General features: G+C 37.6%; 10 protein-coding genes. 3 read left to right on the top strand and 7 right to left on the bottom strand.

All coding sequences use genetic code 11. The features are described from left to right. Positions 1–95 precede the first annotated feature (95 nt). From F3G66_RS07765 to purB, 3 genes are all read right to left on the bottom strand, one after another. The gene (locus tag F3G66_RS07765) at positions 96–1,769 is read right to left on the bottom strand and encodes a DUF262 domain-containing protein (RefSeq protein ID WP_149707715.1); all 1,674 of its coding nucleotides are present in this window, start codon (positions 1,767–1,769) and stop codon (positions 96–98) included. Positions 1,770–1,803: 34 nt separating this feature from the next. After that, positions 1,804–4,179, bottom strand: coding sequence for a ribonucleoside-diphosphate reductase subunit alpha (locus F3G66_RS07770; RefSeq protein ID WP_149707716.1), 2,376 nt, complete (start codon positions 4,177–4,179; stop codon positions 1,804–1,806). Between the two features lie 217 nt (positions 4,180–4,396). Beyond that, the gene (purB, locus tag F3G66_RS07775; RefSeq protein WP_149707717.1) at positions 4,397–5,728 is read right to left on the bottom strand and encodes an adenylosuccinate lyase; all 1,332 of its coding nucleotides are present in this window, start codon (positions 5,726–5,728) and stop codon (positions 4,397–4,399) included. A gap of 184 nt (positions 5,729–5,912) precedes the next feature. Here purB and F3G66_RS07780 point away from each other — a divergent pair, with 184 nt between their 5' ends. Beyond that, complete coding sequence (locus F3G66_RS07780) at positions 5,913–6,827, top strand: pseudouridine synthase family protein (RefSeq protein ID WP_149707718.1); 915 nt, start codon at positions 5,913–5,915, stop codon at positions 6,825–6,827. Between the two features lie 260 nt (positions 6,828–7,087). Here F3G66_RS07780 and rlmN read toward each other — a convergent pair whose 3' ends face one another. The 4 genes from rlmN to F3G66_RS07800 are packed head-to-tail and all read right to left on the bottom strand — an operon-like array spanning position 7,088 to position 12,937. After that, positions 7,088–8,224 (bottom strand): 23S rRNA (adenine(2503)-C(2))-methyltransferase RlmN, encoded by a 1,137-nt coding sequence (rlmN, locus tag F3G66_RS07785; protein ID WP_149707719.1) that lies wholly within the window; start codon positions 8,222–8,224, stop codon positions 7,088–7,090. Further along, on the bottom strand, positions 8,221–8,901 hold the full coding sequence (locus F3G66_RS07790; protein ID WP_149707720.1) for a purine-nucleoside phosphorylase: 681 nt from the start codon (positions 8,899–8,901) through the stop codon (positions 8,221–8,223). Before F3G66_RS07790 ends, rlmN begins: the two co-directional genes overlap by 4 nt. Next, positions 8,901–9,656 (bottom strand): imidazole glycerol phosphate synthase subunit HisF, encoded by a 756-nt coding sequence (gene hisF, locus F3G66_RS07795; RefSeq protein WP_103649234.1) that lies wholly within the window; start codon positions 9,654–9,656, stop codon positions 8,901–8,903. The genes F3G66_RS07790 and hisF overlap by 1 nt, the downstream gene beginning before the upstream one ends. After that, positions 9,653–12,937: a DEAD/DEAH box helicase gene (locus tag F3G66_RS07800; protein WP_149707721.1), complete on the bottom strand. Its 3,285-nt coding sequence runs from the start codon at positions 12,935–12,937 to the stop codon at positions 9,653–9,655. The genes hisF and F3G66_RS07800 overlap by 4 nt, the downstream gene beginning before the upstream one ends. Before the next feature lie 106 nt (positions 12,938–13,043). Here F3G66_RS07800 and rsmA point away from each other — a divergent pair, with 106 nt between their 5' ends. Both rsmA and F3G66_RS07810 read left to right on the top strand, forming a co-directional pair. Beyond that, complete coding sequence (gene rsmA, locus F3G66_RS07805; RefSeq protein WP_149707784.1) at positions 13,044–13,886, top strand: 16S rRNA (adenine(1518)-N(6)/adenine(1519)-N(6))-dimethyltransferase RsmA; 843 nt, start codon at positions 13,044–13,046, stop codon at positions 13,884–13,886. Next, complete coding sequence (locus F3G66_RS07810) at positions 13,852–15,981, top strand: ribonuclease J (RefSeq protein WP_188115849.1); 2,130 nt, start codon at positions 13,852–13,854, stop codon at positions 15,979–15,981. The genes rsmA and F3G66_RS07810 overlap by 35 nt, the downstream gene beginning before the upstream one ends. Positions 15,982–15,989 lie beyond the last annotated feature (8 nt).

The raw sequence follows: 15,989 nt of genomic DNA on the forward strand, positions 1-15,989 counted from the left end.
ATTTAGAAGTAGTAGGCAAATATAAAATTAACAATTAAATACTTGCCTATTGGTTTCTTTCGATAAAAATTTTTATTTGCTATTTAATGTAGCTATTAGACATTACTTTTTAAAAAATTATAAATTCTGTCAAAAATTTTATTTTCTCTATCTATAATATCATCTTTGCCCCATTCATTTTGAGGTAATTTAGATAATTGTTCCGCCTCTAAAAATTTTGAGGTTTTATACTTTTCTTTTTTGGATTTAAAATAGTGATTACTTGCCTTTATATTTAATTGTTTCTCTAGCCACATTTTATTGCCAATACTTTCAATATATCTAATAGCTTCATCCTTATTTAAACTTTGATAGCATGTATCCTGCCAGTTTCTAGGCAATATATGCTCAACTTCACCATAGATAATTTCTTGCATTTCATATTGTAGATAAAGATTTAAAAGTATTAGGGCATTGATCAAACTCGAAGTTCTAAAAAAATCTTCTCTAAACCTATCTTTATCATTCAAAATATCTTGGGTTTTAATTTTAAAGTCTAAATTCTCATTTTCGTAAAGACTTACATAGGCATTAAAAATTGGGTCTTTTATTGCATTTACAGTAGAATTATTTATATAAATTGTAAATAAATTGGCTATCGTTTTTGATAAAAATGGCAATAAATTTTTGTCATCAAAAAAGTCCAAATTTTTGTCTTTACAATAAAAATAAAATGCTGAAATCAATGATTTTGGATATTGGTTAGGAAAAATATCAATTACATCAAAAAATTGTGAAGCACGCAGACTAATTTTATCATCAAAATCTCCGCACCAAAAATCTGCCAACTCTTGAATTTCTAAGAATAGCTTTTCATCCTTTAAGCGATCTTTATTATAAAATTTTCTAAAAGCAATCTCTTTGCTTTTATCCTTATTTCTAGCTCTAATTGCATGAGAATAATATATAAAAATAGTATCGATACTAAGATTGTTTTCTTTTAATTTTTCTTCTAGTTCACGCCACTGTTTAGCAAATCTATTTTTACAATCTTTATCTTTTTGATAGCCGTAGATTATGCCTTTAAATATGTCAGCATCGCTTAATGGCAGACCTCTATTATTTAAGGTATTAAAAATCCTTAATGCATTTTCTTGCTCATCACATTTTATAAATAAAATTTTTAAACGACCTTTGTCATCTATTAACATTCTGCAAAAAGGATCAAATAAAACATGTGGCATGCTATCAATTTTTTCCAAAAAGAAACGAAAATTTTCCGCATATTTACTTTTTGATTTTTTATCATCAAAATACTCTTGGTCTAAAATTTTATCTAAAATCTCATTATCAACCTGCGTTGATACTTCACTTTTTAATTTTCTTTTTGAAAAATCGAATACCTCGCTACACTCATCAAATGCCCAAATGCATTTACCAAAATTTCTAGCCCAGCCCTTTGATACATCCTTGGTCTTTTCATACAAAGCCCTATATAAAAGTGTTAATGTTGTCAGCCGCTGTTGTCCATCTATGACTTCTAATTCTCTGTTTTCATTTTGAAAAACTACTATTGAGCCCAAAAAATATTCATCAAATCCGAAATTTACTTCTCCATTATTTTTGTCTCTATATGTTTCTATAAAGTCAATTAAATCACTCCAAAGTTGTTCGCATTGGTTTTTTGTATCCCACATATATGGCCTTTGATATGTTGGAATAATAAATTTTATATTTCCTTGCAAAAGTTCCAAAACACTTTTTACATTTGCATCTATTTCCCTAGCCACTTTACATCTCCTTTTTTAAAAATTGATTTTTATTTTACTGACACCCCTCACATTCGATCGAGCGGTCAGCTACATCGTTTAGTTTTTCGCTGTCAGGCGACTCTGAGCGTAGATAGTAGGTTGATTTTAGTCCAAGCTCCCATGCAAGCGTGTAAATTTCACTTAGATATCCGCCACTTGCTTTGTCTAAGCTCATGAAGATATTTAAGCTTTGACCTTGGTCGATCCACTTTTGGCGAATCGCGCCTGCTTTTATAAGAATTCTTTGATCAAGCTCGTAAGCTGGCGTGTAAAACTGCCAAGTATCAGGGCTTAAATTTGGCACGACATTTGGGATCATACCGCTTAGGTTGTGCTCAAACCACTTTCGCTTATAGACTGGCTCGATGGTCTGAGTGGTGCCAACTAGGATCGAGATCGAGCTAGTTGGAGCGATCGCCATTAGGTAGCCATTTCTCATACCGTCACGCTTAACCTTCTCTCTTAGCTTGTCCCAGTCGCAGACATTTTCGTCAAATAGCCCGCCTTTGTCGTTTAAAAGAGCCTTTGCGTTCTCGTTTGCGGTGTCTATCGGCATGATGCCTTTGCTCCATTTTGAGCCTTCAAATTTTGGATAGATACCCTTTTCTACGGCTAAATTTGAGCTAGCATAGATCGCGTTGTAGCTTATGTTTTCCATTATGCTGTCTATCAGCGCCAAGTGCTCATAGCTGCCCCATTTTACGTTTTTCTCAGCTAGCATTTGCGCTTCGCCCATGACGCCAAGGCCGATCGAGCGAGAGGCAAGGTTTGTGTGTTTTACCTTTTTGTGTGGGTAGAAATTTAGATCTATAACGTTATCAAGCATCCTGATAGCTATCGGCACGACACGCTCGATGTCCTCTTTGCTGTTTATCTTGCTTAAATTTATACTTGCAAGGTTGCAAACTGCCGTTTTGCCCTCGATGCTCTCTTTTTCTACGATGAAAATTTGCTTGCCTTTTAGGCTATCAAGCGCGCTAAGCTTTTTGGCTTTTTTAGTTATGCCGCTATCTACGGTAACATCTTCTTCTTCGTCAAATAGCTCCTCACCGCCATCTTCATAAGTGATCTTGATCTTATAGTAGTTTGGCGCTGTGTTTTGGAAAATTTCAGTACATAAATTTGAGCTTCTGATGATGCCCTCATGGTCGTTTGGATTTGCTTTGTTGGCGTTATCTTTGAAGCATAAAAATGGCATGCCAGTTTCAAAATAGCTAGTTAAAATTTTCTTCCAAAGCTCTTTTGCAAGGATGGTGTTTTTCTGGATATTTTCATCATTTTCATACTCTAAATATCTCTTCTCAAACTCCTCGCCGTAAAGGTCGCAAAGGTCGCTTACTTGAGCTGGGTCAAAGAGGCTCCAGCGGCCATTTTCTTTGACACGCTTCATAAATAGATCGTTTATCCAAAGCGCAGGGAAAAGCTCGTGCGCACGGCGTCTCTCTTCGCCTGAGTTTTTACGAAGATCGAGAAAATCGCTCACGTCCATATGCCAAGGCTCGATATAAACAGCGATCGCGCCCTTTCTAGTACCTAGCTGATCGACCGCTACTGCGATGTCGTTTGTCACTTTTAAAAATGGTATGATACCGCCAGCTGCGTTTTTGTGTCCGTCGATACTGCCGCCCATCGCACGCACCTTGCTCCAGTCCCAGCCGATACCGCCGCCAAATTTTGAAAGAAGAGCCATCTCTTTGTAGCTATCAAAAATGCCCTCGATATTATCAGGCGTACTGCCTACGTAACAGCTACTTAGCTGGTGACGTGTAGTCCTTGCGTTTGAGAGCGTTGGCGTGGCTAACATCACTTCAAATTTAGAGATGAGGTCGTAAAATTTCTTAGCCCAACCTTGACTATCTAGCTCGTTTTGCGCTAGAAACATCGCGATCGCCATAAACATGTGCTGTGGCAGTTCGATCGGCATGCCGCTCTTATCTTTGATAAGATAGCGATCATAAAGCGTCTTGATACCAAGGTATGCAAACTGAAGGTCGCGCTCGGGCTTAATGTAGGCGTTTAGATCCTCAAGATCATACTTCTCTTTTAGTCCAGGGATGATACGGCCTACTTTTTCGCCCTTTACGAGATAGTCTTTTAGGTGGTTGTAGCCGTTAAAGCCAGATACTTTGTGATAAAGGTCGTATAAAAATAGCCTTGCAGCAACAAATGTCCAGTTTGGGCGGTCGATGTCGATCTTATCAACTGCTGTTTTTATAAGAGTTTGCTGAATTTCCTCAGTCGTTATCATATCTCTAAACTGGATTTTCGCATCTACTTCAAGCTCGCTAAGGCTTACGTTGCTTAGTCCAAGGACCGCTTCGTTTGTGTATTTTTTGATCTTACTGATATCAAGCTCTTCGGTTCTGCCATTACGTTTTATAACTTTCAAAAATATCTCTCCATATTAAATTTTAATTTGGGATTTTATCTAAAAGGAGATAAAAACTCTCTTTGTTTAAAAAGTGATTTTTGATATAAAATTTAATTCGAAAAATAATATTTTATTTTTAAAAATTAAAAAAATTAATCTTATTTTAAAATGATTGTAAAAATTTTTGAAGCGACATCTTGAAGCAAGAAGCATAAATTTGCTTCTTGCTTTTAAATTACTTGCCAAAAACTCTGGCAAAAATTCTATCTACATTTTTAGTGTAGTAGTTGTAGTCAAAGCACTCTTTGATCTCATCTTTGCTAAGGCTTTTAGTTAGGTCCTCGTCGTTTAGCAAGTTTTGTAAAAATAGGCTGTGACCTTGCTCATCGATCGCTTTTTTGCCCTCTTGTAAGTCTGCCCATACTTTCATAGCGTTGCGCTGAACGATCTTGTAGGCGTCCTCTCTAGAAATTCCACGCTGAGGCAGTTGTAAAAGCACGCGCTGTGAAAAGACTAAGCCGCCTGTTAAATTTAAATTTTTCATCATATTTTCTGGATATACGACTAAATTTGCTATCAAATTTTTGATGCGAACCAGCATAAAATCAGCCGTGATAAACATATCTGGCAGAATAAATCTCTCAACTGAGCTATGGCTGATGTCGCGCTCGTGCCAAAGGGCGACATTTTCTAGCGCTGGCGTAACGTATGAGCGCAACACCCTGCAAAGACCAGTGATGTTTTCACTAAGGACTGGGTTGCGTTTGTGTGGCATAGCGCTTGAGCCCTTTTGTCCCGGGCTAAAATACTCCTCCGCCTCGTAAACTTCAGTCCTTTGGTAGTGTCTAACGGCAACTGCGATCTTCTCGCAAGTAGAGGCTAGAACCGCGATGGCGCTTACCACATGTGCGTAGCGGTCGCGCTGGATCACTTGGTTTGATGCTGGAGCAGCTTTTAGACCTAGCTCCTCGCATGTTAGCCCTTCAAATTCCATCGGAGCGTGGGCTAAATTTCCCATAGCGCCTGAGAGTTTGCCGTAGCTGATCGTATCTTTTGCATCTTTGATGAGCTTAAGCGCCCTTGCGATCTCGTCATACCAGATGGCAAGCACAAGGCCAAAGGTTATCGGCTCGCCGTGGATGCCGTGACTTCTGCCGACCATGAGCGTGTGCTTGTGCTCGTTTGCCCTGTTTTTGACCGCCTGCATGAACTCCTCAACGTCGCTAATAATGAGCTCTAGGCTCTCTTTCATCTGAAGTGCGACGGCTGTGTCGATGCAGTCGCTTGAGGTCATGCCGTAGTGCACGAACCTACTCTCCTCGCCAAGGCTCTCGCTTACGCTTGTTAAAAACGCGATGACGTCGTGCTTTGTTGTCTTTTCTATCTCATCGATACGAGCCACTTCAAATTTAGCGTTTTTGCAAATTTTCTCGCAGTCGCTGTTGCTTATGAAGCCAAGCTTATTCCAAGCTTTAACAGCAGCTTTTTCTACCTTGAGCCAAGCGTCGTATTTTGCTTGCATGCTCCACTTATTAGCCATCTCTTTGCGCGAGTATCTTTCGACCATTGTTGAACCTTTTTGTATTAGTTTTCTTTATCATAAAAGTAAATTTTAGCCTTGAAAGCTAAAAACTACATCGTATAATTTTATAAAATTTAAGTTTGGATTATATAAAATCCGTGCTGAAATGTCGGTTATACGCTTATAAATTTGTGCTTAAGATAGCTCACTCGTTTTAAAAGGATCGCCTTTGCCCTACGTAAATAAATTTATTGCCACTGCAAACAAACAAAAAGCGTATGAAATTTTAATGAAAACTGGCTTTAGTATGAGAGAAGCGCAACGCCTCATAGATAAAGGTAGGCTGATATGTGGTGGCGATGTCGTGAGTGAGAAAAATGCCATTTTGTGTGGCGAAGTATTTTTGATCGACTATGAGGCGGAGTCAAAGGGACTTAAGCCGATCTTTGAGTGTGAGAGCTTTGCGGTATTTGACAAGCCAAGTGGAGTTCTTAGCCACCCAAATGGCAGACACTGCGAATACTCGCTAAATGATGAAATTTACACGCTTTTTGGGCGAGATGCGAGCGTGGCACATAGGCTGGACTTTGAGACGAGTGGCGTGATAGTCGTGGGCAAAGATAGAAATTCTACGATTAAACTAAAGAAAATCTTTGAAAATAGAGAGGTTTCTAAAAGCTACGTCGCGATGGTACAAGGCAAGATCGAGCGAGAATTTACGATCGATGCCAAAATGGATCTAGCAAACAACTACGACGATGTGAAAATGCGGATGCAAATTTGTGAAAACGGCAAGAGTGCTGTTACTAAAATTTTGCCGATCAGATATTTTGACGATATCGATACGACTTTGGTTCAGGCTATTCCTATCACTGGCAGGCAGCATCAAATTCGGTTGCATTTGTTTCATGTGAAACACAAGATCCTTGGTGAACCACTTTATGGTTTGCCACGTCCGCAGATCGAGAAAATTTTAGATAAAGAGATGAGCGAGCGTGAACGGATAAATTTAACTGGAGCAAAAAGGCTCTTACTTCACTCGGATGAAATTTCTTTTAAATTTGATGAAATTTTTTATAACATAAAAAGTAAATTTGACGCTGAAAGCGAGTTTTATAGATTTGCAAAAGAAGGTTTACTTTAGTCTAAAATTTTCTTTTTTTAATAAATCTTTACCTACTTTTGCCAAAGTTTATCACTTTTAGATACCACAATGATAATTTTGTAGTTTATATAATTAATGTTCTATTTTATTTCTTTATGAGAGCTAGGCTTTATCTTGATGTTAAGGCTTAGAATTTATTCCTATCTTTTTCATCTTTTAAAACTTTTAAAATAAGCCCTAATCCAAGTAAAACCACAACAGCAACAAAGACTATTTCGGCTATATCAAGTGCACTCATTCTAACTCACACTGGCTTTACTATTATCTTCAAGCGAATGTGTTTTTAAATTTTTATCGCTGGAAATAGCTTTAAATTTTGCATTTTCATTGCGTTGTTTTAATTGCCCACAAGCCGCACTTATGTCAAGCCCTTTACTCTGTCTGATCGTACAAGTGACGCCATGATCTCTTAGATATTCTTGAAATTTTAGCATGCTGGTAAGCTCAGGTCGTCCAAATTCACTGCCTTCATGTGGGTTAAAATATATAAGATTTACCTTCGCTTTTATGCCATGAAGTAATTTTACTAACTTTTTAGCATCACTCACGCTATCGTTTAAATCCTTGATAACAAGGTATTCAAACATTACACGCTTTCGCATATCGATAGGAAATCCTCTAACAGCATCCATAACAGCTTCGATATTATATGCCTTATTTATCGGCATCAGGCGACTTCTAAGCTCGTTAGTAACAGCATGAAGCGATATGGCCAATAACACGCCAAGATCCATCTCACCAAGCTTTTTTATCTGGCTGCCAAGTCCGCTAGTTGAAACGGTTTGACGACGTGGCGATATGGCTAGACCCTCGTTAAGAGCTAAAATTTTGATAGCTTTACTAACGTTAGCAAGATTATCAAGTGGCTCACCCATACCCATATAAACGACATTTATACGTCTTTCATAAGGTATTTTATTCTCTCTTTTTATCCATAAAATTTGCCCTACGATCTCGCCAGCAGTCAAATTTCTAACAAGCCCGCCCTTTGCTGTTAGACAAAAAGCACATCCCATTTTACAGCCAACCTGCGAACTAACACAAACCGTATAGCGAGCATGGCGACTGATCTTTCCATTCTCATCACTAATCTCCTCTTTCATCGGGAGCAAAACACTCTCTATCTTTAGTCCATCTTTTAGTTCAAAAAGATACTTGATCGAACTATCGCTACTTTGCTCAAATTTTACACATTTTAAAGGATCGATATAAAATTTTTCAGCCAGATCTTGACGCATATCCTTAGGTAAATTTAGCATTTGACTAAATTCGGTTACATTTTTTTTATATATCCACTCGTAGATTTGTGTTGCTCTAAATGGCGGAGAAACTAACTCTTTTAGCTCATCAATACTAAGATCAAGCAAATTTATCACATATTTTCCTTTATATATTTTGTTAGAATTTTCTTGGCCTCTGCGTGATTTTTTATAAAATCAGCATGTGCATTTTTATCACAAGAATTTGTCGCTACAAAAATTCCATAAGCTGGAATTTTAAAAATTTGAGCTACTCTTAGAACAGAAAAAAACTCCATATTTTCTAAAAAATAGCCTTTTTCAAATATCTTATGAGCCAAATTTTTGTCTGTTGTTATAAAATTTGACGAATTTGTTTTGATAGTTCCACGTGAAACGATAGAAGAAATTTCACACTCAATCGGTGAATAAGATCTATTTTCTACGCTAGAAATTTCAATATTTGCCCCAACCGAGCTTTCATAAATTTGTAAAATTTCACCATCTTTATAAAGACCTGCCGAGCCAACAAAAACTATTTTTTCTGGCATCTGATACAAATTTCGTTCAGGATTTTTTGACAAATTTTGGATTAGATTTTGTAGCTCTGGATTTGATGAATTTGCAAATTTAGCTTCAATCTTTGCAAGATAGTGCAGATCGATATTTTTTAATTTTATACTCTTTTCATCTGCTCCAATGCACGATCTTTTTTGCAAAAACTTTGTCAAATTTATCGCCATATCAACTAGGCCCACACCCATTGGCAAAGCAAAGTCAAAAATTTCGTTTTTTCCAGCAGAGATAACTAACATTAGAGCCTAACCTCAACGCCATTTGCCTTGAGATACTCTTTTAGCTTTTTTATCTCGATTTCGCCAAAGTGAAATATCGAAGCAGCCAAACACGCATCAGCCCCGGCTTCAAAAGCCTCTTTAAAGTGCTCCATCTTACCTGCACCACCACTTGCGATAGTAGGTATAGAAAGCGTACTAAATATCTTTGTTAGCTCAAGATTAAAGCCTTGTTTGACACCGTCGTTATCCATAGAGGTTAGCAATATCTCCCCTGCTCCTCGCGACTCGACCTCTTTTGCCCAAGAAAAGGCATCTTTTTTGGTATCGATCCTGCCACCATTTATAAAAACGCTATAACCATTTTCGATCTTCTTGGCATCGATCGCTACTACAACACATTGCGAGCCAAATTTCTTAGCTGCCTCATCAATCAAATTTGGTTCTTGTATAGCTGATGAATTTAAGCTTACTTTATCGCAACCAGCATTTAAAAGGCGAGAGATATCATCGATCGTGCGTATACCTCCGCCAACTGTTAGTGGGATAAAAAGCTTACTTGCAACCTTTTTAACGACATCAACTATCGTATCACGCCCAAGATGAGAGGCAGTGATATCCAAAAAGCAAAGCTCATCAGCACCCTCATCGTTGTATCTTTTAGCTATCTCCACAGGATCTCCAGCATCGACAAGTCCTACAAAATTTACACCTTTTACAACTCTGCCATCTTTTACATCAAGGCATGGGATTATGCGTTTTGCAAAATGATTCAAATCTGTCCTTTATCTATTTTTCTAGCTGCTACCTCAAAATATGGCAAATTAGACCAATTTTCTCGGTTACCAACTATATAAACAACCTCTTTTGCTCTTGTTAGTGCTACATTTAGTAAATTTGGCGTACTAGCAGCCCATGCTCTAGCACCTTTTGTGGCACCGCCAAGAACAAAGATAACAACATTGGCTTCTTTGCCTTGCATAGTATGGATAGTGCCAGCTCCTTTTAAATTTTTACAAACATCTTTAAAAGGTGTTATTATTTTAACGCTATCTTTTAGCTTGGCTAGCTTACCATCTAAAATCTCTTTAACGATCATACCTTCAGCTTTATTATAATTACCTATCCATTCATCACTACTAACATCAATCCATTCTGTTTTGATATTAGGATCACTAAGTTTACTTTCACTACTTCTGCCAAGTATCATCATATCATCATATGTTGTTTCGTTTGAAATTTTAAACATAGGGTTGGCGCACCTTCTATGAACGATAAGTGGCGAACCAACCCAAATGGACTTACCCTCTCCTTTTATATATGTACCAATATTTTGTACTTTATCGGCTCGAAGTTGAACTGATGATTTTAGTAGATTAAACTCATCCTTTACATCACAGTAGCGTAAAATAGCATTATTTAAAGCCGGTGGCAATGTTACAACAGGCTCAAGTTGAAGCGGATCGCCAACTACAACAGCCATGTTTGAACGAAGCAGTGCACCTAATGCGTTAGTTAAATTTGCCTGCCCTGCCTCATCTATTAAGAGCAAACCTATATCGCCATTTAGTAGCTCTTTAAAGGTATTATTAAAAGATGCGAAAGTAGAGCTAACAACTGGTGTTAGCAAAAACAATCCTTTTATTATTTCACGTCTATCTTTAGCCTCAAGCCCGTTTTTCTCAGCCATTTTTTCATCATTAAATATAACGCTAAGAGCTCGCAAATTTGTTCTAACAGCCTCTTTGCAAGCAAAAATAGTAGCTTTATGCAGATTAAGTGCTTCTTTAAAAAGCTTGATTCTTGCGTTAAAAAGCTTTGTCTTGTGGGATTTCCCATCAAGATCACGCTCCATCATAAATGGCATGCTCTTTTGTATTTCTTCATTACTCTGATTAAAACTACTATTTAAAAAGCCATCAAGTTCTTCACTTCTACCAATTAATTTTTGACGTCTAATAAAGTCATCATTAAGCTTGTTTAGATGGTCTATCTTGGTATTAAGTTCTAAAATTTTCTCTTCAAGCTGAGTTATTTGAGCTTTTAGTTCGTTTAATTTTACTTCATTCTTCTCTTTATTTTCACTATTTTGCTTGCTTGCTTTCAAATTTTGCTCAGCTATTTGGCGATTTATCTCACTAACTTTTTGCGCTTCATTGTTATATTTTTCAAAAGCTTGCGTCTTTAAAATTTGCTGGAAAATAAAAAATGATGGCTTTGGAGGCGTACTCAGATACTCTTGTAAAATTTCATTTTGACCAATAAGCTTTGTTAGCTCGTTAGCTTCAGCCACCTTTTGTTCTAGTTCATTTTTGCTCAAATCCAGTTCATCTATTAGTGGCCTTAAGAGCTCGTCTATTTGCTTTGCCGAATTATAGTTATCAAGTTTTTTATCGATATTTATAAGCTCGCTATTTATACTTTTTAGCTCCTCTTCTTTGATCCTAATCTCGCTAAAAAGTAGATTTACTTCGTGTAGGGCTTGATTAAATTTCTCCTTTGCCTCGTCGTAATCATCAACTTCTTCGCCAGTAGCCAAATACTTGCCAAGCCCCATTAAAAAGCCATCTTGTTCTATAAATTCTTTAAATTCTTTTGAAATGTCTTCAAATTGACTATGCGTTTTTTCGATCTTTACGCCATTAATCGCGTTAAAAACAAAATTTGACTTATTTTGCTTTGAGCCAAGAGGTATGCAAAAAAGCCCCCATGCAGGTTTTGAGATAAAAGATTTTTCTCCAAAATTTGTCTTTTCATCAGCCGAGAGAAGCCTTGTAGCTATAAATTTAAAATAATCAATCTCACCTGCATAACTACCGATACTTTTTAGCTGGCTAAGCTCTTTACTTAAAATTTCAACCGCACCGTTATTACAAGAGCTAACAACCATCTCATAGCCCTGAAGTTCTTTATTTAGAGTAAAATAAAGCACCTTATCGCTACTATCTCGAACTGGAGCAAAGATATCATGTCTGCTCATTTGCGCAAGCTTTATCGCTCTAAGCGTAACGACTTCAGCCATTACATCTTTTAAAAGCGTTGTTTTGCCAGTGCCTGGAGCACCATTTACGCTATAGATTCCACCACTTTTTTCTTTAAATTTTTTAATGATGTTATTAACAGCAATTTGCTGTGAAAAATTTAGAGCGAAGTCACTAGCAAAGGCCGATCTTGGATACTCTTCTGCTTTAAAAAAATCTCTAACAAGCCTTTTATTTTGCTCATCTCTTACATCAAGTCTTTCAAATTTATTCTCACTGCCCTCGTCTAAAAACTGATCCGTTAGCTCGTGCGTCCTGCCTGACTCGTAAAATTTTATAAGCAAATTTATATCATCTATAAAAAAGCTATTTAAAAGGCTATCATTTTCTTTAAAATTTGGATTTATGATCTTTATTTCAAGCCTTAAGAAATCATTACAAAATGGTGTTTTAAGTGCACTTTTTAGCTCATCATTTATAAGCTTTATATATTTGCCAAATTCTATTTTTTCTTTATAGATAGATAGCTTGTCTTTTATATGCTCACACTCTTTGCTAAAGTCACTTTGGCTTATCTCTTTTAGATAATCTAGGCGAGCCATTGCCCAAGGAGCTGTTGAGATGAAAAGATCATCAGATGAGCTTGGTGTAAAAAATGGAGTTAAATCATCATCTAAATTTACATCTTTTAAAGCAAAATTTTGATCATCTTTACAAAATGCCAAATCACCAGCAAGCTTAAATTTATAGCAAAACGCCTTATCAAAGCTCGTTTGCTCAGATCGTAGCTCATCTAAAATTTGCTCTTTTTCAAATTTAATATTTGCTAGCTTTGATATCGCAAGAGCAAGCAAGTCAGTCTCAAAAATGCCACCATAAATAGAAATTTCTATACCATTTTTTAAAAGCGACCTGTCAAATGCCCTTAAAATTTGTAGAAATTTCTCATCAAAATTTGCGATCTCAAGGTCTATTGATTTTTTAAATTTGGTATTTGTCTTTTTTGGCTCATTTAAGGTTTTTGGCTCTAGATATTGTGATAATAAAAAGTATTTTAAGGTGTTTGCCTTACTCAAATTTGTGCCTTATTTTGTTGTTATTTAGTGATTATAGTCCATTTTATATATGATTAAACTAAACTTGTAATCATTGTATAAGTAATTTTTGGCTAATATCGCGGCTATGATAAAGGCAAAAAAGCACTTTGGACAGAATTTTTTACAAGACAAAGCGACACTAGATAAGATCATCCAAGCGATACCCAATGACGTAGCAAACGTCGTTGAGATTGGGCCTGGCTTAGGTGATTTGACATTTAGACTTTTGCAAATTTATAAGACAACCTGTTTTGAGATAGATTGTGAGCTGTTTCAAATTTTAAAGGCCAAATTTGCAAATGAGATCCAAAATGGACAATTAAAACTTTTTTGTAAAGATGCATTAGAGCAGTGGCAGCAAGAGGGCGGACTAAGTAGCCAGAACTACTTTTTGGTCGCAAATTTGCCCTATTATGTTGCTACGAAAATGATACTAAATGCGATAGATGACGAAAAATGCCTTGGCCTTATCGTGATGATACAAAAAGAGGTTGCTCTTAAATTTAGTGCAAAGAGCAAGGATAAAGAATTTAGTGCTTTATCGATCCTCGCTTCACTCCAGGGCAGATGTGAGCTTTTGTTTGACGTGGATGCAAAGCTTTTTAATCCACCTCCAAAGGTCACATCTTCAGTCATCAAACTACAAAAAACAAAAAAGATTTTTGGCAAAGACGGGATTTTCAAAGATGCAAAACAATACGAGGCTTTTAAAGTATTTTTAAGAGATGCGTTTGCTTCGCCAAGAAAGACGCTTTTGAAAAATTTATCCACAAATTTTGACAAAAATGCGTTAGAAGAAATTTTTGAAAGCCTAGCTTTGAACCAAAAATTACGTCCACACGAGCTAGATGTCGATTCTTATCTAAAAGTATTTGAAAGATTAAAGGAAGATAATGAACGACAAAAACGAAGAGAAAGTTGTAACTAATCAAAGCAAAAACAACAAAAGACGAAGATTTAGACCAAAAAACAAACCAAAACAAGAAAGCGAAATTACCGAGCAAGCTTCACTAGCAAGCAAAAGCGTGATAGATAACTTCTTTGCAGCAGAGCAAGCTGAAACTGAAACGTACGCCGAGCCAAAGAGCCAAAATTCTCGCCCAAAAAAGCCAAGAAATAACAAAAATCAAAATAAAAATGGCGAAAATAATAAGCCAAAAGATCAAAAACAAGAACCACAAGAAACAAAAACCAAAACGCAAGAACAAAAAGAAAAGCCAAAAAAGGCTAAAAAGCCAAAGAAAAATTTACCAGCTAAGCTAAACGGAAACGAGCAGTGGCAGCAAGATATAGCTAGCGCTATGGAGGCGAACAAAGCCGTCCATGAACTGCGCCTCGAGCCGATGAAATACCTAAACTCGACCGATCACAGGATCCGAGTCACGCCTCTTGGCGGGCTGGGTGAGATCGGCGGAAATATGACGATATTTGAGACTGACACGAGTGCGATCATCGTAGATATCGGCATGAGCTTTCCTAGCGAGAGCATGCACGGCGTGGATATCCTGATCCCCGACTTTGACTACGTACGCAAGATAAAAGACAAGATAAAAGGCGTCGTCATCACGCACGCCCACGAGGATCACATCGGCGCGGTGCCCTACTTTTATAAAGAGTTTAAATTTCCGATTTACGCCACGCCGCTACCGCTCGGTATGATAAATAACAAATTTGAAGAGCACGGGCTAAAGCAGGAGCGTTCGCTTTTCCGCTCGGTCGAAAAGCGCAAGCCATATCTGATAGGGGATTTTGAGGTCGAGTGGATACATATCACCCACTCTATCATCGACGCTAGCGCACTTGCCATCACGACAAAGGCGGGCACCATCATCCACACGGGCGACTTTAAGATCGACCATACGCCGATCGACGGCTACCCAACAGACCTTGGCAGACTCGCATACTACGGCGAGCGCGGCGTACTGTGCCTCATGAGCGATAGCACGAATAGCTATAGAGAGGGCTTTACTAAAAGCGAAAGCAGCGTAGGTAAGACCTTTGACGCGATATTTTCCAAAGCTAAAGGCCGCGTCATTATGAGCACATTTAGTTCAAACATCCACCGCGTCTATCAAGCAATCGAGTGGGGTCTAAAATACAACCGCAAAGTCTGTGTCATCGGTAGATCAATGGAGCGAAATTTATACACTGCTATGGAGCTTGGCTACATCAAGCTTGATAAGAAAATTTTTATCGACGCTAACGAAGTCGGCAAATTTAAAGATAACGAAGTGCTGATAGTAACAACCGGAAGTCAGGGCGAAACTATGAGCGCACTCTACCGAATGGCTACCGACGAGCACAAATACATCAAAATAAAGCCAACCGATCAGATCATCATCAGCTCAAAGGCGATCCCTGGCAATGAAAGCAGTATCTCAACTGTATTAAATTTCCTAATAAAATCAGGTGCAAGCGTCGCTTATCAAGACTTTAGCGAGATCCACGTCAGCGGTCACGCGGCACAAGAAGAGCAAAAGCTGATGCTACGTCTTATAAAACCAAAATTTTTCTTACCGGTGCATGGCGAGTACAATCACATCGCAAAACACAAAGAGACAGCTATAAGCTGCGGCGTAGACGAGAGAAACATCTATCTAATGAGCGATGGCGATCAAATGGAGATCTGTCAAAAATACTTAAAACGTGTAAAAACGGTAAAAACCGGCAAAGTCTTCATAGACAATCAAATAAATAAACAAATCTCAGACGATGTCGTCATCGATAGACAAAACCTTGCTGAAGCAGGTGTTGTCATGATAATCGCTCAAATTTCACGTCATGGCGCAAAGCTTATAAATAAACCTCGCGTCATTAGCTACGGACTTGTAGGCAATAAACAAGATGCGGAGTTTAGCAAAGAGATGCAAGAAATTTTGACGCAGTTTTTAAGCAATGTCAAAGAGGAGCTTTTGAAAGATGGCAGACTGCTCGAGTCACAAGTGCGTCAAGTGATTAGAAAGCATATCTTTAGAAAGGTCAAAAAGTACCCAACTATCGTGCCGATCATCTATCTAATGTAAGGGAAATT

It is taken from the genome of Campylobacter concisus (genome assembly GCF_902460665.1).
Classification (GTDB): Bacteria; Campylobacterota; Campylobacteria; order Campylobacterales; family Campylobacteraceae; genus Campylobacter_A; species Campylobacter_A concisus_AL.